General features: G+C 65.2%; 19 protein-coding genes and 1 other RNA gene. 15 read left to right on the top strand and 5 right to left on the bottom strand.

The features are described 5' to 3' along the window. Positions 1 to 175: 175 nt before the first annotated feature. Positions 176 to 685: a 50S ribosomal protein L10 gene (rplJ, locus tag K1X41_RS07175; protein ID WP_132206175.1), complete on the top strand. Its 510-nt coding sequence runs from the start codon at positions 176 to 178 to the stop codon at positions 683 to 685. Positions 686 to 765: 80 nt separating this feature from the next. After that, positions 766 to 1,143 (top strand): 50S ribosomal protein L7/L12, encoded by a 378-nt coding sequence (gene rplL, locus K1X41_RS07170; protein ID WP_130452915.1) that lies wholly within the window; start codon positions 766 to 768, stop codon positions 1,141 to 1,143. Positions 1,144 to 1,253: 110 nt separating this feature from the next. On the opposite strand, the gene K1X41_RS07165 is transcribed toward rplL, so the two are convergent. Together K1X41_RS07165 and K1X41_RS07160 are read right to left on the bottom strand one after the other, a co-directional pair. Next, positions 1,254 to 2,363 carry a baeRF11 domain-containing protein gene (locus K1X41_RS07165; protein WP_220175690.1) on the bottom strand — a complete coding sequence of 370 codons (1,110 nt, stop codon included), beginning with the start codon at positions 2,361 to 2,363 and terminating at the stop codon, positions 1,254 to 1,256. Between the two features lie 207 nt (positions 2,364 to 2,570). Further along, positions 2,571 to 4,964, bottom strand: coding sequence for a glycosyltransferase family 2 protein (locus K1X41_RS07160; RefSeq protein WP_309478072.1), 2,394 nt, complete (start codon positions 4,962 to 4,964; stop codon positions 2,571 to 2,573). A gap of 175 nt (positions 4,965 to 5,139) precedes the next feature. On the opposite strand from K1X41_RS07160, the gene K1X41_RS07155 reads away from it, so the two are divergent. The 7 genes from K1X41_RS07155 (at position 5,140) to ffs (ending at position 13,501) form a co-directional block, all read left to right on the top strand. Beyond that, complete coding sequence (locus K1X41_RS07155; protein WP_220175689.1) at positions 5,140 to 6,693, top strand: chitinase; 1,554 nt, start codon at positions 5,140 to 5,142, stop codon at positions 6,691 to 6,693. A gap of 148 nt (positions 6,694 to 6,841) precedes the next feature. Continuing rightward, positions 6,842 to 8,578, top strand: coding sequence for an ABC transporter ATP-binding protein (locus tag K1X41_RS07150; protein WP_133617253.1), 1,737 nt, complete (start codon positions 6,842 to 6,844; stop codon positions 8,576 to 8,578). Then, positions 8,578 to 10,668: an ABC transporter ATP-binding protein gene (locus K1X41_RS07145; protein ID WP_132206183.1), complete on the top strand. Its 2,091-nt coding sequence runs from the start codon at positions 8,578 to 8,580 to the stop codon at positions 10,666 to 10,668. The genes K1X41_RS07150 and K1X41_RS07145 overlap by 1 nt, the downstream gene beginning before the upstream one ends. Before the next feature lie 193 nt (positions 10,669 to 10,861). Further along, the gene (locus K1X41_RS07140) at positions 10,862 to 11,239 is read left to right on the top strand and encodes a hypothetical protein (RefSeq protein WP_220175688.1); all 378 of its coding nucleotides are present in this window, start codon (positions 10,862 to 10,864) and stop codon (positions 11,237 to 11,239) included. After that, on the top strand, positions 11,212 to 13,104 hold the full coding sequence (locus tag K1X41_RS07135) for a S8 family serine peptidase (protein WP_220175687.1): 1,893 nt from the start codon (positions 11,212 to 11,214) through the stop codon (positions 13,102 to 13,104). Before K1X41_RS07140 ends, K1X41_RS07135 begins: the two co-directional genes overlap by 28 nt. Further along, entirely contained in the window at positions 13,029 to 13,400 is a 372-nt protein-coding gene (locus tag K1X41_RS07130) for a fibronectin type III domain-containing protein (RefSeq protein ID WP_220175882.1), read from the top strand. Before K1X41_RS07135 ends, K1X41_RS07130 begins: the two co-directional genes overlap by 76 nt. A gap of 5 nt (positions 13,401 to 13,405) precedes the next feature. Then, positions 13,406 to 13,501, top strand: an RNA gene (gene ffs, locus K1X41_RS07125) — signal recognition particle sRNA small type. Positions 13,502 to 13,529: 28 nt separating this feature from the next. Here ffs and K1X41_RS07120 read toward each other — a convergent pair. Beyond that, on the bottom strand, positions 13,530 to 13,808 hold the full coding sequence (locus K1X41_RS07120; protein WP_258566693.1) for a MarR family winged helix-turn-helix transcriptional regulator: 279 nt from the start codon (positions 13,806 to 13,808) through the stop codon (positions 13,530 to 13,532). Between the two features lie 41 nt (positions 13,809 to 13,849). Continuing rightward, complete coding sequence (locus tag K1X41_RS07115; RefSeq protein WP_220175685.1) at positions 13,850 to 14,194, bottom strand: hypothetical protein; 345 nt, start codon at positions 14,192 to 14,194, stop codon at positions 13,850 to 13,852. Positions 14,195 to 14,309: 115 nt separating this feature from the next. Here K1X41_RS07115 and K1X41_RS07110 point away from each other — a divergent pair, with 115 nt between their 5' ends. The 4 genes from K1X41_RS07110 to K1X41_RS07095 all read left to right on the top strand — a co-directional run bounded on the left by K1X41_RS07110 (position 14,310) and on the right by K1X41_RS07095 (position 20,407). Next, positions 14,310 to 15,200, top strand: a complete 891-nt coding sequence (locus K1X41_RS07110) for a hypothetical protein (RefSeq protein WP_220175684.1) — start codon at positions 14,310 to 14,312, stop codon at positions 15,198 to 15,200. Positions 15,201 to 15,209: 9 nt separating this feature from the next. Beyond that, positions 15,210 to 17,333 carry a phosphate acetyltransferase gene (gene pta, locus K1X41_RS07105; protein ID WP_132206189.1) on the top strand — a complete coding sequence of 708 codons (2,124 nt, stop codon included), beginning with the start codon at positions 15,210 to 15,212 and terminating at the stop codon, positions 17,331 to 17,333. Then, positions 17,330 to 18,514, top strand: a complete 1,185-nt coding sequence (locus K1X41_RS07100) for an acetate/propionate family kinase (RefSeq protein ID WP_220175683.1) — start codon at positions 17,330 to 17,332, stop codon at positions 18,512 to 18,514. The genes pta and K1X41_RS07100 overlap by 4 nt, the downstream gene beginning before the upstream one ends. A gap of 189 nt (positions 18,515 to 18,703) precedes the next feature. After that, positions 18,704 to 20,407, top strand: a complete 1,704-nt coding sequence (locus K1X41_RS07095) for a DNA polymerase III subunit gamma and tau (protein ID WP_258566692.1) — start codon at positions 18,704 to 18,706, stop codon at positions 20,405 to 20,407. Between the two features lie 7 nt (positions 20,408 to 20,414). Here K1X41_RS07095 and K1X41_RS07090 read toward each other — a convergent pair whose 3' ends face one another. Continuing rightward, positions 20,415 to 20,582 (bottom strand): hypothetical protein, encoded by a 168-nt coding sequence (locus K1X41_RS07090; RefSeq protein WP_220175681.1) that lies wholly within the window; start codon positions 20,580 to 20,582, stop codon positions 20,415 to 20,417. Between K1X41_RS07090 and K1X41_RS07085 the strand changes: the two genes are divergently transcribed. Continuing rightward, positions 20,581 to 21,990: a hypothetical protein gene (locus K1X41_RS07085; RefSeq protein WP_220175680.1), complete on the top strand. Its 1,410-nt coding sequence runs from the start codon at positions 20,581 to 20,583 to the stop codon at positions 21,988 to 21,990. The genes K1X41_RS07090 and K1X41_RS07085 overlap by 2 nt on opposite strands. A gap of 151 nt (positions 21,991 to 22,141) precedes the next feature. Continuing rightward, positions 22,142 to 22,738 carry a recombination mediator RecR gene (gene recR, locus K1X41_RS07080; protein WP_220175679.1) on the top strand — a complete coding sequence of 199 codons (597 nt, stop codon included), beginning with the start codon at positions 22,142 to 22,144 and terminating at the stop codon, positions 22,736 to 22,738.

Here is a 22,738-nt window from a genome sequence, read left to right as displayed (position 1 = left end):
CGTCTGCGAGAGCAGAGACCAGCGCAGGTGCAGAACTCCTTGAATGGCGGATTCGTCCCCATCTTCTCGAAGCTCCGTGCGTGCGCGCCGGAGCTTTTTTCATTGGAAAATCGCTCTGAGTGGCACGGCCCTCGAGCGGCATCCGCCGCGCGGGTACAACAAGCTAGGGAGCGCCATGGCTACGAAGGACGCTACGGTCGCCGATCTTCAGCAGAAGTTTGAAGAGTCGAGCGCCGTTCTGCTGACTGAGTACCGCGGTCTTACGGTTGCTGAACTGCGGGAACTCCGCAACAGCCTCCGCGAGAACGCGACGTACGCTGTGGCGAAGAACACGCTGACCAAGATTGCGGCCAACGGCGCCGGGATCACCGCATTCGATGACGAGCTCGCCGGTCCTTCGGCGCTCGCCTTCGTGCACGGTGACACCGTCGCGGTCGCAAAGGCTCTGCGTGACTTCGCCAAGGCACACCCTCTTTTGGTGGTGAAGGCGGGCTACTTCGATGGCAAGCCCCTCACCGCCGCTGAGGTAGGCAAGCTCGCCGATCTCGAGAGCCGCGAGGTACTGCTGGCCAAGGCCGCCGGTGCAATGCAGGCTTCGATCGTCGGCGCAGCGCAGCTGTTCGCCGCCCTGCCCGCCAAGGCCGCACGCGGCTTCGGCGCACTGCAGGAGAAGCAGGACGCGTAATAAGCGGCTCACGCCGTTTCACGTATTACAACCCCGTCTGAAGCACACTCGTGCTCAGGCAAACATCAAGGAGATACACCATGGCTAAGCTTTCGACTGAAGAGCTGCTGGAGCAGTTCAAGGGCCTCACCCTCATCGAGCTCTCCGAGTTCGTGAAGGCATTCGAGGAGACGTTCGACGTTTCCGCTGCTGCTCCGGTTGCCGTTGCTGCTGCTCCGGCTGCTGCTGCTGAGGCCGTCGAGGAGAAGGACGAGTTCGACGTCGTCCTCGAGTCGGCTGGCGACAAGAAGATCCAGGTCATCAAGGTTGTGCGCGAGCTCACCGGCCTGGGCCTTGGCGAGGCGAAGGCTCTCGTCGAGGAGGCTCCCAAGAACGTGCTCGAGGGCGCGAAGAAGGAAGCCGCTGAAGAAGCGAAGGCTAAGCTCGAAGAGGCAGGCGCTGGCGTCAAGCTCGCGTAATTTCTTCGCATCTCGCGATAGGCAGGGGCCGCTCTTCGGAGCGGCCCCTGCTGCGTTGTGGCCCCTGTTGCGCCCGCGTGGCAGAGGGGACCTTGCGCGCTCAGGCGACGCTAGACGCTGAAGCGGACTTCAGCGCCGAGCTCACCGCCGCCCGGTACTTCCCCACGACGGAGTGGGAGCACGCGGCCTCCGTGAGCGAGCACCTGGGCGGCGATCTGATCGACGAGGCTGCGGCCGGGATCTGACTCGGCCGACACCGTTCCCGTCAGAGTATCCAGTGCACCAACCGGGTGCGCATCGATATCGACGTAGAGCGTGGCGACGGCGCCAGCAACCGCGGCTCTCGCGACGTCCGTGAGATCCGTGACGGCCTTGCCGTTCGCCCTCCGCGTCTCGAAACGCTCAGCGTCCGCCGCGAGTTCCGCCGCGTAGTGCGCATCGAGGATCGTGCGAGCAGCCTCATCCAGCTCGGCCGCTGTTCGCTCGTCTGGGTTCCCGTCGATCGTTGCATCGAGGAACTCGGTCGCGGAGGTAATTGATCGGAACATGCCCGCAAGTGGCTGCGTCGCAGCGAGGATCAGCGGCACCCGGGTCGCTCGAAGCACGGGTGCGATCGCTCGGTCCACCGCTCGTGTGTACGCGAGCAAGCGCGGGGTCTGGCCCTCAGGGCTGTGGAGTCGGCGCTGGTGTGACTCGATCCCGGGATCCTCGACATTGAAAGTGTCGAGGAGATCACTGGGGAGTTCGGGCACGGGTACTTCTACGCCCGGGTGATCCGGCCCGATCGCGATCAGGCGGACCGCGTTCTGGCTGAGGGCGAGCACGCGTGCCTCGTGCGGGTAGGTGAGCGTTCGGAGGATCGGCACGATCCGGAAGTGCGAACCGGCAAACCACTCCGATTCAAGTTCGTTGGGGAGCCGGTAGTTGATGGTGCGTTCCGGGCTCGCGAATACGACGAGGCTGTGTGAGAGGTAGCGCCAGAGATGGGCATCATCGTGGAGGGCACGGAGGCCAGCTGCAGTGCGCTCAATCTCGGTGGGCGATCCGCCCAGTTCTGTGAGACGGGCAATCGCCTGCGTGGTGAGTGTGCCAAATGTGATGCGGGCGGCTTCAGCCTCCGTCGTCACCGGTGTGGTGCGCAATACGATCGTGACGAGGTGCGGGCTAGACACCGCTGCGAGGTGTTCGACTTCCGGGCGTTGCGGGATATCAGTGTGCACTGAAGGTCCCCCTTTCCGTTTTTGCGGTGGGAAGACGGCTGGCGTTGCCCACCGCACCTGAACCCCCTTCCGAGGATCCCGGAAGGGGCCTACGTCCTACCCTGCCCGAGCCGCAGCGAAAATGGAACGGTGCAACGCGAAACTGAGGGGGTACTCAGCTCCAGAACCCAGCGCCAGGGAATGCACCGCGGTTCGGCCGCGCGACGCCTATTTTTGACCGGATGCGTGGCGCGCAGCACGGCGACGGGCGCGACCACTCGGGGCCGGTACAGGGAGGGGTACTGGGGCGGTGTCATCGCGCGCCTCAGCACGTACTCCGCTGAGACGCCTGCGACGGTCGCTGGTACGCGCGAGGTCACGGCTCAAACGGCGATCTCCGTGGTACAGGATCGCCTGCCAGTTCACGGTAGCGGTCGGATCAACAGGTGACTTGGCGGCCACTCGCTTCGGTTTGATCGGGACATACAGCCAGCCCACAAGCCCCAGCGCAGCATCAGCGATCGAGGCGCGGATCCCGATGTACGAGAGGATCGCCCAGGTCGCCATGATCGCGTTGAAGGCAGCGAAGGCCGCATTGCCCCAGTTGCCGGCCATACTGTCGCGGACCGCAATGAAGACCGAGAACGCTACGATCACGTACGGGAGAGTGACGTAGATGGCGGGGGCCGCGGTGCGCCCGGTGACTTTGGGGGTGCGGGCAAAGGGGATTTTTGCCCCGGTCGCGCCCTGCTGCACCGACTTGAGTACCCCGGCGAGGTTGACCGGCAACAGGATCAGGTTGAAGCCGTAGATCCGGAATATGTCTGTGAAGCGATGCCCACTCGCGCGCAAGTCGAGGCCCATCGAGAGGAAGTAGGGGAGTGCGGCCGCGACGACGAGTGGACTCAGCAGTCGTGAATCGAACGGAAAGAAGAGCAGGAAGATGAGCCCGAAGCTCGCCCATGCCAGTGACGACATATAGTTGCTGCGCAGCATTTTTTCGGTGAGCCGCACACGGTCGGCCGTACCGCGCCGTGCCCGAATCATCTCGAAGAACTTCGGCATGATCAGGAGGCCGCCGTTCGCCCAGCGGCGACGCTGCACGACCAGCGAGCCAAAGTCCGGCGGGGTCGCACTGTAGCTCAAGCGCTCGGGATAGTTCTCGAGCGTCCAGCCGTGCAGGCCAAGGTCGATGCTTGATTCCGTGTCTTCGATCACGGTGCGATCCTGCACATAGGTCGTGATCTCAAAGCCCCCAACCGTCTGGGTCACCGCGATATCGTCGAGCGCTTCGGTGCGGATGACCGCGTTCGCTCCCACCCAGAACGTTGCGTTGAAATAGGTGAGTCCCTGGTGCTGGATGTGCTGCAGATCGGTGGTTGCCCCTGCCATGCGCTCGATCCGAGTGCTCGCACCGCGGAACGAAGAGTACGGGGTCTGGGTGACGGCGACGCGCTGATTCTCAGGCTGCTCAAGCAGATAGACGAGTCGCAAGCAGTACTCGCGGAGCAACTGCGAGTCGGCATCCAGTGTCAGCAAGTAGCGAGAATCGGGGATCACGAGTTCCGCGGTCGCTGGATCTTCGTCGGGGCCAAGTTCCTCAAGGATCTGCTCGCCTGTGTCGCGGACGATGCGGTAGGTACCGCCCATCAGCGAGATGTACGAGTTCAAGTTCATCGCCTTGTTTGGCTCCTGCGACAGCGACGCGTACTGTTTGCGCTCGAACGAGCCAAGCTGCGCGCTGAAGATCCACACGAGCCGCTGGTGTAGCTGATGCAAGCGCTCGCGGTCAGGGGATCCGCCTTGTTCATGTGCCGCATCAAGCGCGAGCCGTGTGAGCCGCAGATCGTTCGAGAGCCCCAGCAGCACGTACTCGGCAAAAAACTCTGCCATGTGATCCGTGATCGCCTCAGCTGCCACGAAATCGTCGAGCCACACTGCAGCCTCAGCGTAAGCGTCGGCAGCGCGCTTCGCATCAGCGGGCCCAGGATGCTCCGGCGCTTCGGCGAGAAATGCGTCGAGCGCCGCTTGCGCGGCTGCGCGTGGCCGCTCGAGCTCAGCGCTGATCTCCGCGCCGAGCGCACGAGTCCGCTCAAGCCGTTCGAAGGCGTCGCCTGTGAGCCCCGTGGCGCGGTCGTCGATGAGCAAAACGATGCTGATATCTGGGAACTCCTGCAGTGCAGCCGACCAGAGCGTGTACCGGACGACATCCGGTTCCTCGTCGTAGCTCGGGATGAGCACGGTAACACGATCATCGGACCGAGCGAAGTGCTCGTCGAGGAGTGCGCGCTCGACGCGGCGATGCTCTCGAAAGCGCACGAGCGCACCGTAGCGCGCTGTGAGGTACATCACCGCTGAGAAGGTGAGTGCGGTCACGGTGAGTCCGTACACCCAGGTCTGCAGATGGAAGACGAATGATTCCTGCGGTCCCTCGATCACCATTCGAATGATGGTCGTGAGCATGTACAGGAACCAGGAGAGCACAGTGATGACGATCGCGAGGCGCGCCCAGACGATCGCTGCGGGGCTCGGGCGGCTCGGCACGATTGCGAGCGGCTCTGAGCGACGCTCGGCACCCCACTGGCGCCGTCGCACGTTCGGCTGCGGTGCGTCTTCGGTCACGCGCTTCTCCCATCCCAGGCGGACAGGGTGCGCGCATCACGCACCAGCTGTCCCGTCGTCCCCGGAGCCGCTCTGCGCAGATGCTGCAGAGGAACCCCCGACTGTGACACGATTATCCTATCCGGGAGGGCGTGGATCGACCGCGCCGGGTCCGGGAATCTTGGTTTGGGGGGTCATGTCCAAGTGGTTTCCGGGGCGCAAGCTCTCGTGGGTGCGGCTGTCGATTCTGCTCGTGATCGTTGCCGCGCTCGCCGGTGGGGCAGTGTTCGGGTGGGGGTCATGGCGCGATCACCAGGAAGCGAGCGAGCGGCAACCGTGGAGCGATGGGTACGTCGATGTAACGGCGACCCCGAGCTTCCCGTTCGAGAGCCCGGGGACTGACGGGCCGAAGAATGTGGTGCTCGCGTTCATCGTTGGCGCCCCGAATCACGCCTGCACCCCGACCTGGGGCGGCGCCTACGGACTGGACGAGGCGGAAGCGACCCTGGACCTGGATCGGCGTCTCGCCCGGTTGCGGAACCTTGGTGGCTCCGCGATGGTGTCATTCGGTGGCCAGGCGAACGCGGATCTTGCGTTGAAGTGCACTGATGCCTCAGACCTCGTGTCCGGCTACCGCAGTGTCGTCGAACGCTACGAATTGGGCAGCATTGACATGGATCTCGAGGGAGAGCTCCTAGCCAATCACGCGGCGGTAGAACGCCAGGCAGCTGCGATCGCCACAGTGCAGCAGCGCGCAACCGATGGGCTGGACGTGTGGTTGACGCTGCCGGTTGCGCCAGACGGACTGACCTCGGATGGGCTGCACGCGGTGCGCAGCTATTTGAACGCCGGCGTCGCGCTCGCTGGTGTCAACGCAATGACGATGAACTACAACTCTGGAGGCGATCAGTCGCTGATTGACACGATCCGAGGCAGCCTGAGCGCGATGCAGCTGCAGTTGCGTGCAGTGGCCCAGGAGAGTGGCATGCCGCTGGGGGACGCGACGGCGTGGAGCCGAGTTGCAGCAACGCCCATGATCGGCCAGAACGATGTGCGTGATGAGGTGTTCACGCTCGCTGATGCGCGGGCACTGGCCGAGTTCGCGAATGAGCGAGGCATGGTGCGGCTCTCCATGTGGTCGCTCAACCGAGATCGCAGTTGTGACGCGAACTGGCCGGATCCGAAGCAGATGTCTGATTCTTGCAGTGGCGTGGACCAGGGCGATGAGCGGTTCGCTGCCCTGCTCGGGTCCGACCGCACGGGGGAAATCGCTCAGATTGCCGGTGCGCCACCCGAGGTGGATCCGGATCGCAGCCCGGTCGTTGATGATCCTGACACGAGTCCGTATCCCGTGTGGAATGCCGAGGCTGCGTACCCTGCCGAAACCAAGGTGGTTTGGCGCCGCAACGTGTATGAGGCGAAGTGGTGGACGCAGAATGAGCAGCCGGACGAACCAGTGGAGAGCGGTGCGCAGCCGTGGCGCCTGCTTGGGCCGGTGCTCCCCGGCGAGAAGCCGGTTGAACGACCGTCACTGCCCGCAGGCAGCTACCCCGATTGGGTGAAAGCGACGGAGTATCGCCAGGGCGATCGGGTGCTCTTTGACGGACTGGGCTACGAAGCGCGGTGGTGGACGCAGGGGGAGAGCCCCGACGCGTCGTTGGTGCTCCCGCAAAACTCGCCGTGGCGTCCCCTCACGGACGCCGAAGTGGCCGCCGCACTGCAGGGAACGGGTGCACAGACCTCAAGTTGAGTCTCGGATACGCAAATTTTGCGGGATCTGGCCCAATTGCCTCGTAATTGAGGGGGGCAGGTGGTAGTGTTTTCGACCTGCTCCGTCGATTGCGTCTCGCCTGACCAGCGAGAGTGCGCGTCGATTGGCGCGCGACGAAAGGAGCCCTGTGGCCCTCATTTCACTCGCGCTGCGGCACGCAAAACGGTACTGGCTGTTTGTGGTCGCGGTGTTTGTCCTCCAACTACTTTCTACGATTGCTGCACTGTGGCTGCCGAGCCTCAACGCCCAGATTATTGACAAGGGCATCACTCAGGGCGACATCGGCTTTATCTGGCGTACCGGTGGCTTCATGCTCATCGTGTCGCTCGGGCAGCTCATCACCGCCGTTGTTGCGGTCTACTTCGCTTCCCGCACCTCGATGGGGATCGGGCGTGACCTGCGTCGCGAGGTGTACCGCAAGGTTGACTCGCTGAGCACGCTCGAAGCGACCAAGTTCGGTGCAGGCACGCTCATCACCCGCGGCACGAATGATGTGCAGCAGATCCAGATGCTGGTGCTCATGACCCTGAACTTCATGGTCTCGGCGCCGATCATGGCGATCGGCGGCATCATTATGGCGTTGCGCGAAGACGCGGGCATGTCCTGGCTCGTGTGGGCGTCCGTCGCGCTGCTCGCCGTGATTGTGAGCTTCCTCGTGTGGCTCCTGCTGCCACTGTTTCGCACGATGCAGGATCGTGTTGACACGATCAATGGCGTGCTCCGCGAGCAAATCATGGGCATCCGTGTGGTCCGTGCATTTGTGCGTGAGAATTTCGAGGTCGATCGCTATGAGGCGGCGAACCGTGGCATCACTGACGTCTCGGTGAAAGTCGGCAACATCTTCGTGATGATGTTCCCCGTGATCATGATGGTGCTCCATGTTGCGACCGCAGCGGTGCTGTGGTTCGGCGGGCACCGGGTCGAGGCCGGTGTCGTACAGGTGGGGTCGCTCACCGCATTCCTGCAGTATCTGCTGCAGATCCTCGGAGCGGTGATGATGGGGGTCTTTATGACCATGATGATTCCCCGCGCCGTCGTGTGCGCCGAGCGTATTCGCGAGTTGCTCGACACTGAATCGACGCTCTCATTCCCGAAAGTTGAAACAGTAGCCACCCCGGCAGCTGGGCGCGTTGAGTTCAGTGGAGTCTCCTTCGGCTTCCCTGGCGCGGAACAGTCGGTGGTGACGAATGTGAGTTTTGTGGCTGAGCCTGGCAAGACCACCGCGATTATCGGGTCTACGGGCGCAGGGAAAACCGTGCTGTTGAACCTGCTGCTGCGCCTCTACGATCCGCAGCAGGGTTCGATCACGATCGACGGCGCTCCCGTCGCTGCGCTCACGCGTGGCCAGCTCGCTGAGGCGATGAGCCTCGTGCCGCAGCGTCCGTACCTGTTCTCGGGCACGATCGCGTCGAATCTCAGATTCGGCCGCTCGGAAGCCACCGATGAGGAACTGTGGGAGGCTCTGCGCGTGGCGCAGGGAGAGGATTTCGTACGCGCCAAGGAGCTTGGCCTTGAGGAGCCCGTATCGCAGGGGGGCACGAGTGTGTCCGGTGGCCAGCGCCAGCGGCTCTCGATCGCGCGCTCGCTGGTGGCGAAGCCGCGCGTGTACCTCTTCGACGACTCGTTCTCAGCACTCGACGTTGCGACCGACGCTCGGCTCCGCGCTGCACTGCCGAGCGCGACGCATGGCGCAACGACGATCATCGTGGCTCAGCGGGTCTCGACGATTCTCGATGCGGACCAGATTCTCGTCGTCGACGCCGGCGAGATCGTTGGCCGCGGCACCCATGATCAGCTCCTGGAGACCAGCGAGGTCTACCGCGAGATTGTGCGATCCCAGCTTGAAGAGGCGGAGGCTGCCTAATGGCGAAGAAGGATCGAAAGCCCGCGAAGACCGCGGCCGTTGAAGAGTTTGAGCTCCCCGACGATTATCAGCCCGACAACGACGACTGGGGCGGGCAGGCTGCGAAGAAGGCGAAGCACTTCTGGCCAGCGGCCAAACGCCTCGTGGGTCTGCTCGCGCCGCAGAAGTGGTTGTTCGCACTCGTTGTGCTGCTCGTGGTCGGCTCCGTCGTCCTCACGGTGATCGCCCCCAAGATTCTCGGCCAGGCGATGGACGTGATCTTCAACGGCATCCTCGGCAAGAACTTGCCGGCTGGCGTGCCGATTGAGCAGGTGATCTCTGCCGCGCGGAACTCCGGCAACGACGCATATGCCGACATGCTGGCCGGATCGAACGCGATTCCTGGCGAGGGCATTGATTTCGGGCTGCTCGGCCGCCTGATTCTCACCGTCCTCGGCCTGTACCTGGTCGCCTCGTTCCTCATGTGGCTGCAGGGCTTCCTGCTGAACAAGCTCGTGATGCGGGTCGTGTACACATTGCGCCAGGACATCGAGGCGAAGATCAATCGGCTGCCGCTGAGCTTCTTCGATAGCAGGCAGCGCGGCGACGTGCTCTCTCGCGTGACGAACGATGTCGACAATATCCAGCAGGCGCTGCAGCAGGCGCTGTCGCAGCTGGTGCAATCCGTGCTGATGGTGATTGGTATCACGGCGATGATGTTCACGGTGTCCTGGCAGCTTGCGCTGCTCGCCTTGATCGCGCTCCCCCTCTCCGGAATCATCGCAGGCGTCGTCGGTGTGCGCGCACAGAAGCTGTTTGTCGCGCAGTGGAAGTACACCGGCGACCTGAACGGGCATATCGAAGAGTCGTTCACCGGCCACGAACTCGTGCGGATCTTCAACCGTGACACCGAGATGACGGAGGAATTCGACCGGCGCAACGAGGGCCTCTTTGGGGCCGCGTATCGCGCGCAGGCACTCTCGGGCACCATCATGCCTGCGATGCAGTTCGTGCAGTACCTCAGCTATGTGCTCATTGCCGTCGCCGGAGCACTCCGCGTGACCGCGGGGCAAATGACCCTCGGTGATGTGACCGCGTTCATTCAGTACTCGCGAGAGTTCGCGCAGCCGATCGGCGAGATGGCAGGCATGGCAAACATGCTCCAGTCAGGCGTTGCCTCGGCTGAGCGCACGTTTGAGCTGCTCGACGCTGACGAACAGGATCCCGACACGGCGATCGCGGACCTCCCCGACCGCACCGAAGGGCATGTGGTCTTCGAGGATGTGAACTTCAGCTATGACCCCGAGCGGCCGCTTATCGAAGGACTCAACCTCGAGGCGACTCCCGGCCACACCGTCGCGATTGTTGGCCCGACCGGGGCGGGCAAGACCACGCTGGTGAACCTCGTGATGCGGTTCTACGAGCTCGATGCTGGCAGGATCCTGCTCGACGGAATCGACATTACCCAGCTGTCCCGTGCCGAGCTCCGTGGGCACGTTGGTATGGTGCTGCAGGACGCCTGGCTGTTCGACGGCACGATCCGTGAGAACATCCGCTACGGTCGGCTTGACGCCACCGATGAGGAAGTCGTCGCTGCCGCACAAGCGACGATGGTGGATCGCTTTGTGCGCCAATTGCCTGACGGCTATGACACAGTGATCTCCGAGAACGCGTCTTCGCTGTCTGCTGGCGAGCGGCAGTTGCTCACGATCGCGCGCGCGTTCATCGCGAACCCGTCACTGTTGATCCTGGACGAAGCGACTTCCTCTGTCGATACGCGCACTGAAGTGCTGGTGCAGCAAGCGATGAGCGCGCTGCGGACTGACCGGACGTCGTTTGTGATCGCGCATCGCCTCTCCACGATTCGAGACGCTGACACCATCCTGATGATGGAGAGTGGCAAAATCGTTGAGCAGGGCAATCACGAGGCGCTGCTTGCGCGCAACGGCGCCTATGCCGAGCTGTACCGGGCGCAGTTCGCAGGGGAGATCGACGAAGCGCAGGTCGAGGAACTCTTGACCGGCACCGTTCCCGTGGTCACCGGGGCAGTTCCGGTAGCCGGAGTGGCCGACGCCGGCGCTGAGCCTGATCCCGGGAAGCGCTCCGAGTAAGGACACCGAGGTGGCGCCGGGCGCCGCTGCAGCACGCCCCTGACCGCACGAGCGGCCGGGGGCGTGCTGCGTGGTGCACGCGCGAGTGACGCCGATCCCACGCAAATATGTGGACAATGTCCAATGATTTCGATACTCTCAACGGGTGTCGGATACTCTCAGGTCCGATCGGGGAGCACAAAGGAGAGCATTCTTGCGCGCAACGGTACTCAAGGGGATTGCAGTGTGCGCTGCGATCCCGCTGCTTGTCACGCTGATCGGGCCGTCGGCCTACGCAGAGGAACCGGCGGAACAGGCGCCGGGGACGACGCTCACTGATCGTCTTGTCGAGGCGGCGGCGGAGGGCGTGACCGCGCCTGCCGAACTCGCAGAGGAGGTCGCGCTTCCCGTTGCAGGAGGCGGCAGCCTCACCTTCGACGACGCCGAACGCGTTACCGCCACGGTCGTATTCGAGAGTGCCCCAAGTGAAGCGCTCCTCGCGAGCGTCGCCGGAATCGCCGAGGTGGACACCGTCCTCGGCGCGTTCCCGCGGCAACGGTCCGGGTGGCACCTGCCCGGCTCGGCGAGCTAGCTGAGCTCCCCGGAATTCTCAGCGCGACGCCAGCGCTGCGGCCGTTTACCGGCGGCGCCGTTGCCAGTGGCGGTGCTGCCAGCAGCGCACGGGCCGGCGGTCCGCTTGCTGCGGCGCCGCGGCCGAGCGGCGAGGCGTGTGGACCGATCCCCATTGAAGCCGATGGCCCGCTGCACTCCGCGGAAGCGCGCGAGCGATTTGGGGTTGACGGCACCGGTGTCACCGTTGGAGTGATCTCGGATTCCTTTGGCGCCAACGCGCTGCCCACCTCCTGGGAAGCAGATGTGGCTGCCGGCGTGCTGCCGGGCGCAGGCAATCCCTGTGGCCGCACAATCCCGGTTGAAGTGATCTCGGATATGCGCACGGGCTCCGACGAGGGGCGCGCTATGGCCCAGCTCGTACACGGCATTGCGCCTGGTGCGCGGATCCTGTTCGCGGATGCCGGGGCCTCTGAGTTTGAGATGGCCGAGCACATTGGCCAGCTCGCCGCCGCCGGGGCCGACATCATTGTGGACGATATCTCCTGGAACTCAGAGACGACCTTTCAACAGGGCTTCATTGCCACCGCGATCGAACAGGTGAAGGCCAGCGGAGTGGCCTATTTCACCTCGGCGGGCAACGGTACGGCACTGGGAACGCGGGGAGCAAGCGCGGATCGCCCGATTTCGTCCTGGCGTACCACGGCCTACCGGGCCGCGGCATGCCCGGACTGGCTGCTGACCGGACCGCGAGATCCGCTCGCAAACTTGGGTTCGTATGACTGCCTGGACTTTGATCCGGACCCGGCGATCGAGACCCCGTTTGACACGCTCCAGACCGGCGGGGCCGTGGGGGACGGGGCAGACGCTGTCTCAGTGGTCGGATCGATTGCCGAGCCCATGTTTGGGATCACCACCAGCTACGAATGGCGGTTCTACGCAGTGGATCCGGTGACGGATGAACCGAAACTGCTCGCTATCGCACCGCAGATCGGTGAGTTTTTCCCCGGAAGCATCGGGCGGGTGTCGGTGCCGTCCGGCTCAGAGATTCGGATGGTGATGGTGCGCACGGCATTCGATCCGGCGGCGCCCAGCCCAGCCGTACAGTTGCAGTTTATGCGCGGCGGTGAGGCGTTCGTTGAGCGTGCGCACCTCGGTGACGGGGTGAATGACGTGGTGGGTGCGACCACGTTTGGGCACGCCGGCGACGGATCGGCGCTCAGCGTAGCCGCGCTCGATTGGCGCAACCCGACCGTATTGCGGGACTACTCCTCGCTGGGATCAACGACGTTGTACTACGCACCGGTCGACCTCACTGGCCCGAACCCGGCGCAGCCGCTCGCGGCCCCGATCACGCCCCAGACGCCGAACATCGCATCGGTCGACGGAACACAGACCTCTTTCTTCGATGACACCGGGGATCCTGAGTACCGCTTCTTCGGCACCTCGGCAGCCGCGCCGAATGCGGCGGCTGTCGCAGCACTCGCGAAGTCGTATGCGCCTGGCCTGAGCGGTGGTGATCTCACTGCTGGCATTGTGAATACCGCCAGGGGCCCCGCCGCAGGAGGCCCGGTGAATCCATACACCGCGTTCGGGATTCCGGACAGCTCGGTCTTTGGGGCCGGCATCGTTGATGCTTCGGCGCTGCTCGAGAGTCTGACAGCGCTGCCGGGCACTCCGCAGGGGTTCCGCGCGAGCGAGGTCACCGCTGACAGCTTCGTGCTGTCGTGGGACACTGCGAGCGACGCGAAGCAGTTGCAGCTTGAAGCGACTCCGGTCGCAGTGGTGGTTGCCGACGCGCCGGGGAGACCGTGCCGGGAGCGGCTGGGGCCGCAGCGGCCACCATCACGGCAGAGCTCGCGGGTGATGCGACCTCGCACAAGCTGACGGGTCTGAGCTCAGGCACTGTCTATGCCGTGCGCCTCACCGCGCAGAATCCAGTGGGATCCAGCGATGCCGCCACGCTGGAGGTGGCAACCACCTCTATCGCGCCAAAGCCGCCGACCACCACGCCGCCAACCACCACGCCGCCGCCCACACCGTCGTCGGCGGCACCTCAGTCGCCGCTCGCGCAGACTGGCGCTGGAGACACGCCGCTGCTCGCGCTCGGAGCTGGCGCGATCCTGCTGCTCGGCGCGGCCGCGTGCGGGGCGGTGGCATTGCGGCGGCGAATCGTCCGCTAGACTAGAACGGCTCCCTACGTGGCGCTATCTTGAGGAACTCCCCAGGTCGGAAACGAAGCAAGGGTACTTGAGCTCTAGCGGGTACGTAGGGAGTCTTTCTTTTCCAGGGTTCCCACGCCGCTCCAGTTCCTAGGGCTCCGGCCAGGCATCCGCGAGCTTCGTGATAAGCCGCGCGAGCTCACCCCGCTCTGGTGCGGTGAGCGCGTCGAGTGCCACGGTCATGTCCGCGCGCTGTTGACCACGGAAACCGTGCACGGCACGCTGCCCGGCGTCAGTGAGGCGGACTCTGGTGCGCCTGGCGTCTGCTGGATCGGCTTCGCGGGCCGCGAACTCGCGTTCGACCGCCTGCTGCACGAGCCGCGATGCGCGCGGCTGATCCACGCCGATCCGTTCCGCGAGCTCGCTCACGCTCAGCGCTGAATCCGCGTGCGCGAGTTGCCCGAGGAGTCTCAATAGTGCGGGCCCGCCAAACCGGCCGCGCGGCCCGCGTTCCTCGCCGGTTGGCCCTGGGAATCCGGGGTGCCCCGGATGTCCCGGGTGCCCTGCGAAGCCAGGGAGCCCGAGTGCCCGCTCCAGTCGGACCCGAAGCTGTCGCGGGCCGCGGCCCCGTCGTGGTTCCTGCGTCCGTGTCCGCCAGGGCCGCGGAACCCGCGTCCGCCGCGTCCGCGAATTCGGCTCAGCGCGGCAAGAATTGCATCGGCCTCGCTTGCCTGATGTGTCTCGCTCGCCTGTGAAGTGTTGGGATCCTCGGGCTCAGTTCCTGCCGAGTGAGGAGCGGAGTTGGTGGCGGTCATGGGATCTATTTTACATGTTACTTGACATGGAATGAGATGCATGTAATCATACATATACATGCACTATGACATGTAATTTTGCGGGAGGTGATCCCGCCCCTGAAAGGACTGTTCCATGACACCCACTCACGACAACACCAATGCAACCCCGAGCACCGAGACTCAGCAGACAAGCGAACGCACACTGAGCTACTGGCTCACCATGACCGATGCACTCGTTTCCCGCGAGTATGCACGCCGCTTCGATGCGGAGGGTGCCACTCGCCGCGATCTACGGATCCTCTCCGCGATCTCCGGCACTACCGAGATTCCTGGGCGGCTGCGCGAGCAGCTGGAACGAGGCGGCAAGCGCGTCTGTGCCCTCGCCGACCGCGGCTGGATCGAGCGAGACGAGACAGGCTGGCAGCTGACCGATTCAGGCGAAGAAGCACGCACCCGCCTCGCGGGGATCGTGCAGGAGACAACGGACCGGATTGCCGGGTCTGTCTCCCGGGAGGAGCTCGCCACCACCACCGCAACGCTCGCCGCGATCGCGCGAGAGTTTGGCTGGACTGAAGCGACGCGCCTCCGCGACGTGGCCCAGTGGGCCACCGCGGACACGGCGAGTACCGTGGGCAGCGCGATCAGCTTCAGCACCGTGGCCACGTTCGGCACTGCGGCCACTTCGGTCATAAAGAGCCACATGGCAGCGGCTACGATCGTGGCTTCCGCCAGGGCCCCCAAAGTCAGGATCAGTGCGACCACCCTGGCCAAGATCCGCGCCAGGCCAGCCGAGGGCCTCGGGGCCACCAGGGGCACCAAGGCTTTTCAGGGCACCGGCGTGGCGCGGCACGCATGGCGGCGTTCGAGCGCGGCTTCGCGGCTGGGCTCACCGCTGCGCAGTCCAGTGCGGAACCACGCTAAGCGCCGGAGCGGGTGGGGAGCGGCGCACGTCGGATCCCTGCTCGCTCCACTCCGCCCCGCCCGCCTCGCCCGCCTCAGCCCCGCCGAGGTCGCAGCCGCATAGGATTGACCCGTGGCTGCAAGCATCTACTTGACCTCGGCTGAAGGCCGAACTGGGAAGAGCGCCGTGGCGCTCGGAGTGCTCAGCACTCTGCTCGCCGACGCTCCGCGTGTCGGCGTTTTTCGCCCGCTCATTCGATCAGCGAGTGAGCGTGATCGAGTCCTCGATCTGCTCCACCCGCGTGCTACGGCCGAGGTGCCGTATGAGGCATGCGTTGGCGTCACATATGAGGATGCGCACGCCGACCCGGACGCGGCCATGGTGCGGATCGTCGCGGCCTACCAAGAGCTTCGCACACACTGCGACGCTGTCGTGGTCGTAGGGTCAGACTTCACCGATGTGGCGGCCCCCACCGAACTCGCGTTCAATGCGCGGATCGCAGCGAACCTCGACACTCCGGTGCTGCTGGTGCTCGGCGGTCGCTCGAACGAGGAACCTGAGTATCTCGGTCAGCAATCCGCGCGCACGCCGGGAGATCTGGCCCAGCTTGCGGAGCTCGGGCTCGCAGAGCTGCAGTCGGAGCACGCCACCGTGCTCGCCGCACTGGTGAATCGCGCCGACCCGGAGTGGCTGCCCGAAATCGAGCAGGCGGTCTCGCGCGTGCTGCCTGATGGCGTGCCGGTGTGGTCGATCCCGGAAGAGCTCCTGCTCGTCGCTCCGCCGGTGTCCAGCGTGATCGAGGCCGTCGGGGGTACGCTCGCGCGAGGATCAGCCGAGCTCCTGGCCCGCGAAGCGAGGGACATTGTGGTGGCAGGCATGTCGATGGAGAACGTCCTGCCGCGCCTCCTTGAGGGATCGATCGTGGTAATCGCCGCAGATCGGTCTGAGACGTTGCTCGCAGTAACGATGGCGCACGAGGCGCCGACCTTCCCAACGATTGCCGCGGTGGTGCTGAACGGGAACTTTGAGCTTCCACCGGATGTCGAGCGGCTCCTGGATGGGATCGATTCCACGCTGCCGATCGTCCGCACCCACACCGGCACCTTTGATACGGTGCGCCGGATCTCACGCGCTCGAGGGCTGATCACGCCGGATTCACCGGCCAAGTTCGACATCGCGCTCGCCCTGTTCGCGCAGCACGTAGACGGCGCAACACTGCGAGAGCGCCTGCGGCTGCACCGTGGTGGCGTGCGGACGCCGGTCATGTTCGCGTACGAATTGTTCGACCGTGCTGCGGCTGCCAACGCGCATATCGTGCTGCCTGAGGGAAGCGATGATCGGATTCTGCGCGCTGCCAGCACGTTACTCTCGCGGGGAACTGCGCGACTGACGATTCTGGGGGACTCCGCAGCGATTCGGAAGCGGGGAGGCGAGCTCGGGCTCCTCATCGATGGAGCTGAGACGATTGACCCGGTGCACTCGGAACTCCGAGAACGTTTCGCGGAAGAGTATGCGCAGTTGCGTGCCCACAAGGGCGTGACGCTCGATCAAGCTCGAGAGACGATGACCGACGTCAGCTACTTCGGCACGATGATGGTGCATCTCGGGTTGGCAGACGGGATGGTCTCGGGCGCCGCGCACACGACGGCCCACACGATTCGTCCGAGCCTGGAGATCATCAAGACGAAGCCCGGAGTCTCCGTGGTGTCGAGCGTCTTCTTCATGGCGCTCGCTGATCGCGTGCTTGTCTACGGTGATTGTGCCGTGAACCCTGACCCGAATGCCGCCCAATTGGCGGATATTGCGCTTTCTTCCGCTGAGACCGCTGCGCAGTTTGGTGTGGAGCCCCGGGTTGCGATGCTCTCGTATTCCACGGGTGAATCCGGCTCGGGCGCCGACGTCGACAAAGTGCGCGAGGCGACAGCGCTCGCGCGTGCAGCCAGGCCCGAGCTGCTCTTGGAGGGGCCGATGCAGTACGACGCGGCGAGTGACCCGGAAACCGGCGCTTCGAAACTCCCGGGTTCGGCCGTAGCCGGTCGCGCCACAGTCTTCATATTCCCAGACCTGAATACGGGCAACAATACCTACAAGGCCGTGCAGCGCTCGGCCGGTGCAATTGCGGTGGGCCCGGTGCTGCAGGGGCTCGCGAAGCCGGTCAATGATCTTTCGCGCGGGGCCACGGTCACCGACATCCTCAACACCGTCGCGATCACCGCAGTGCAAGCCGGAATGACGCGGGGCGGGGGAAACGCATGAGGAATGTGCTCGTGGTGAACGCCGGATCCTCCTCGATCAAGTATCAGCTGATCGAAGCGGAAACCGGGATCCGCCAAGCCTCAGGCCTCGTTGAGCGCATCGGAGAAGCGAGCGGGCACATCGTGCACCATGGCGTCGAAACCGAAGAGCGCGACATTGTGGCGCCCGATCACACCGCGGCCTTCACTGCGATGCTCGAGGCGTTCGCCAACGCGGGGGCCGCAATCGAAGCGCTGGGAATTGTCGCGATCGGCCACCGGGTCGTGCAGGGTGCTGGCGAGTTCATTGCTCCTACGCTGCTTGACGATCGGGTCGCCGAGCGGATCAACGCGCTGAGCGAGTTGGCGCCACTGCACAACCCCGGGCACTACCAGGCGATCGTCGCGGCTCGCCATCTGTTTCCTGATGTGCCGCAGGTGGCCGTCTTTGACACTGCGTTCCACCAGTCCATGCCAGCAAGTGCATACACGTACGCGATCGATCCAGCGGTGGCCGCCGATCACGGCATCAGGCGTTACGGCTTCCACGGTATCTCGCATCAGGTGGTGTCGCGGCGTGCGGCCGAGTTCCTCGGCACACCGCTCGAATCTCTCAAGCAGATCGTGTTGCATCTCGGCAACGGGGCGTCCGCGTGCGCGATCGAGGGCGGCCGTTCGATCGACACGACGATGGGGCTCACCCCGCTTGAGGGGCTCGTGATGGGCACTCGATCGGGCGATGTCGATCCGGGTGCGCTCCTGCACCTGTTGCGAGCCGGCATGAGCACGGATGCACTCGATGCGCTGCTGAACAAGCGCTCCGGCCTTATCGGCTTCACCGGCACCGGCGACTTTCGTGACGTACGGGCCGCTGCAGACGCGGGGGATCCCGCTGCGGAGCTGGCCATCGCAGTGATGGTGCACCGGATCCGGCACTACCTGGGGGCCTATCTCGCGGTGCTCGGGGGAGCAGACGCGATCGTGTTCACCGCGGGTGTGGGTGAGAACAGCGCCGCGCTGCGCGCCGAAGTGTGCTCGGAACTGGAGTGGTTCGGTATTCGGCTCGACGCTGAACGCAATGCGACGCGGAGCAGTGAAGCACGCGTGATCAGCGCGGACGATTCGCGTGTCGCGGTGCTCGTGGTGCCGACCGACGAAGAAGCAGAAATCGCCCGCCAGACCTGGGACCTCGTGACGGCGTAGCAGCGGTGGGACCAACCTCCCGGGGCCTGCGCCCTCGGACATTCCAGCGGATTCTCTGAGCGCTGACGGCGTCTCCTGGTCCGCACGTGGCTCCGGCCATCGGCGCTGCTGACCTCAAGCGTCAGTGCCCGAGCTGGAATCATGCAGGTTCCGGGGCGAATGTCGGGGGCCACCGGTAGCATTGGGTCTGTGGTTGCCGCACTCTATCGCCGTTATCGGCCAGAAGCCTTCGCCGAGATGATCGGTCAGTCTCAGGTGACCGATCCGCTGATGACCGCGCTCCGAACGGGGCGCATCGGTCACGCGTATCTGTTCAGTGGTCCGCGAGGCTGTGGCAAGACCACATCAGCGCGCATTTTGGCCCGCTGTTTGAACTGTGCCGAGGGGCCCACAGACACGCCATGCGGTGTCTGCCCGAGTTGCGTTGAGCTCAGCCGAGACGGGGGCGGATCGCTCGACGTCGTGGAGATTGACGCCGCGAGTCACGGTGGCGTTGACGACGCGCGCGATCTACGCGAACGCGCCGTGTTTGCTCCGGCACGCGATCGCTTCAAGATTTTCATCATTGACGAGGCGCACATGGTGACCCCGGGCGGCTTCAATGCGCTGCTCAAAATCGTGGAAGAGCCGCCGCCGCACGTCAAGTTCGTATTCGCCACAACCGAACCGGACAAGGTGATTGGCACGATCCGATCCCGCACCCACCATTACCCGTTCCGGCTCATCGCACCCGGCACGCTGATCGACTATGTGCAGACACTGTGCGACAGCGAGGGCGTCCAGGTTGAGCCTGGGGTGCTCCCCCTCGTCGTGCGCGCGGGTGGGGGATCGGTGCGCGACACGCTTTCGATCCTCGATCAGCTCATCGCAGGTTCAGAAGAAGCAATCGTCACCGCAGATCGCGCCGCTGGGCTGCTCGGCTTCACACACACTGAGCTGCTTGATGATGTCGTGACCGCATTCGGGGCGCATGATCCAGCAGCTGCGTTCCAGGCGACCGATCGTGTGGTGCAGACAGGGCAGGATCCACGACGTTTCGTCGAGGATCTCCTTGAGCGTCTGCGCGATCTCATCGTGGTGAGTGCGACCACCGTTGACGGCGCCGCTGCGGTGTTCCGTGGGGTGCCGCAAGATCAGCTCACCCGAATGTTTGAGCAGGCGCAGCGCTTTGCCCCAGGTGAACTTTCGCGCACGGCTGACACGGTGAGTGCTGCGCTCGATCAGATGGCGGGGGCCACCGCGCCGCGCCTCCAGCTCGAATTGATGGTCGCCCGCGTGCTCGTGCAGTCGGGCGCATCGACGCAGGCAGTCGCGACGCAGGCATCTCAGGAGCACGCTGCAGCGGCCGGGTCGGTTCCTCGCGGAGTGCAATCCAGCACCCCTGCTCCGGGTTCAGGCTCCCAGCCACCGGCCTCTGCGCAAGCACCGCAGGCACGGCAGGCGCCCGCTGCACCGGCGCCGAACCCGCTCTCGGCGGTTGCTGCCGCACGCACTGCTGCCACGGGTGTTCCCACGCCAGCTCCGGCCTCAGCTCCGGCTCCGGCTCCGGCTCCGGCTCCCGCCGCGGACTCCGTGCCGAACGCAGCACAGACTGCGGCTTCGATTCGCGAGTTCCTGCGTGAAGAAGACTCGAACGGGGCAGCCCCTGCTGCTGCTTCGGGGTCCGGCCAGCAGGCCCAGGTTTCTCGCGAGCACGGTGAGGCGCAGACCCCATCGCGTCTGGCCAGGCCCCAACCGGGGCTGCTCCGGCCGCTCAGGAGCCCGCGGCTCCGGTCGCTGTTTCCCCTGTCGAATCTGGCCCCGCAGCCTCGGGTGCCCCGGCCCCCGCAGCAGGGGAGCCGCATCCCAACGCCGGTGCAGCCGGGTTCGGCCGGCCCATTTCAGACATTCTGAGTGCGTCTCAGATCGCGAGCATCGGTGAGTCTCCGGCCTCTCCGGCGCGCTCGGCGCCGGAGAGTTCTGGCGCCGCCGCGAATGGTTCGACGAGCGCAGCGCCCGGGCAGCAGGCTGCCTCGGCCCCAACACCACAGCCATCGGGCACTCCTGGTCCCGCTGGGGCTCCGGCCATGGACAACGTTGGCGCGGAGCATCCCCCTGTCGTGGGTGACTCTGCGAGCGCCGCCGGTGTGGGAGCCGCCGAGACTGGCGAAGACACCGCATCTGAGGCCGCCGGGTTCGAAGACTTGCTAGAGCTCTGGCCCGATCTGCTGGATGAACTGCTCGAGAATGACCGCGATGCGTGGAATGCGGTGCGCCCGATCGCGCCCCTCGCGCTCGACGGCGAGCTGCTCACGGTGGGGCTTGCCTCGGAGTCTGACCTCGCAGCGTTTAAGACGACCGGCGCGGGTCCGCTGCGCGAGACGATTCTCTCGGCGGTCGGCATCAGCGTGAAATACAAGCCCACCCGGATGCCTGCCGGAGCGGCTCCCGCGGACCAGGGCGGAGCACGCGAACCGCGCCCCGATGCTGACGCAGAGGAGCCCCATCGAGCGGGCTCCGACGAACACCAGGGACGGACGCAGAGTGCACCGGCTCCATCGAGCCCCCATGATTCGCAGGATCCGGTTGCTCGCGCCACCGCGCGCCTGAACGGACTTGGTCCGGCCCTCACCGCTCCGGCGTGGGCAGATCCGCCCCCGGCGGATCCGACCGTCGAAGTCCCAACAACGACCGGCCCGGAACTGGCTGCGGTGCTCGCCACCACCGAGGTGGCGACACCCGGGGCAGCCCCAGTTGAGCCTGCTCTCGCGGAAACGACAGGAACGGCCAGCCCAGAGCACTCGCAGCCTGCTCCTTCGGACGGGGCACCAGCGGCATCCACAAGCTCCGACGAGGCGACTGACACCGACGAGGCGACTGACACCGACGCTGGCTCCTCCAGTGCCGATACCGGTGCTGATTCGGCTCGCCTCGGGGCCGCGAGTGCGCACTCCGAGGACGCACACCCCCAGCGATCAACTCAGACAGCCGAGCAGACCGTCACGCCGTCTCCCACATCGGCGTCCTCTGCTCCCGCAGCGACCGCAGCGCAGACCGAGCCCGGTGACCTCGTCGACCCGTTTGCGGGAGTCGATCCGTATAGTGACGCTGACGCCGCGCCGAGCGATGGGCCGGACTCTGGTGCCTATGGTGATGTCGACCCGTACCGAGATGCCGCACCCGTCGAGCCGATGTCGGCGGCTCCGCTCGCACAGAACGCATCGGCAACGCCTGCAGTGACGACGCCTGCAGCGGCAACGCCTGCCACGGTGGCACCACTGCCCGAAACGGCCGCAGCGAGCACGCCAGCACCCGGTCCGGATCCTGCGCAGGGACCGGGAGCACCGAGCTCAGCTCCGGCAGCAGCGACGGCATCCGCAGCGAGTGCTCCGGATTCGAAGCGCACGGCCCCGGCATTCACGCGCTATGGCGAGGCGGTGGTGCGTGAAGTACTCGGAGCACGGTTTATCGAGGAACGACCGCTGCCCCCACGCTAGGCCAAGACCCCCACGCGCTGGTCACACCGATGCCCACTCCCAGCGCAGGTGTCCCGGCGAGACCACCCAGCTCACACCACCACCTACACTGAAACCGTCCCGTTCACGCGGGGTGCGGCGAACCGCGCATCACACCCAGGAGGCACGCCCCGTGTACGACGGCATTGTTCAAGACCTGATCGACGAATTCGGCAGGCTCCCCGGCATCGGCCCGAAATCCGCGCAGCGGATCGCGTTCCACATTCTGCAGACGCAGCAGTTCGATGTCAGCAGACTCGCGGAGTTGCTGAGTGAGGTCCGTGAGAAGGTCCGATTCTGCGCGGTGTGTGGCAACATCACAGAGCAGGAAGAGTGCTCGATCTGCCGTGACCCGCGCCGCGACCGCTCCATCATCTGCGTCGTCGAAGAGCCGAAAGACGTCGTCGCAATCGAGCGCACCCGACAGTTCCGCGGTGTCTACCACGTGCTCGGCGGAGCCATCAGCCCCATCGACGGCATCGGCCCCGACGACCTGGCAATCCCGTCCCTCATGCGTCGCATCAGCGACGCAGAGATCCGAGAGGTCATCATCGCGACCGATCCGAACCTCGAAGGCGAAGCCACGGCAGCCTACCTGTCCCGGTTGCTTACGAGCATCGAAGTGCCGGTCTCTCGCCTGGCCTCCGGCCTCCCGGTTGGAGGAGACCTGGAGTTCGCCGACGAAGTCACGCTCGGTCGCGCCTTCGAGGGGCGCCGCAGGGTCGAGTAG

The organism is Leucobacter luti, from assembly GCF_019464495.1.
Classification (GTDB): Bacteria; Actinomycetota; Actinomycetes; order Actinomycetales; family Microbacteriaceae; genus Leucobacter; species Leucobacter luti_A.
Note: the sequence above shows the minus strand (reverse complement) of the source record. Positions and strands in the feature narration are given on the sequence as shown.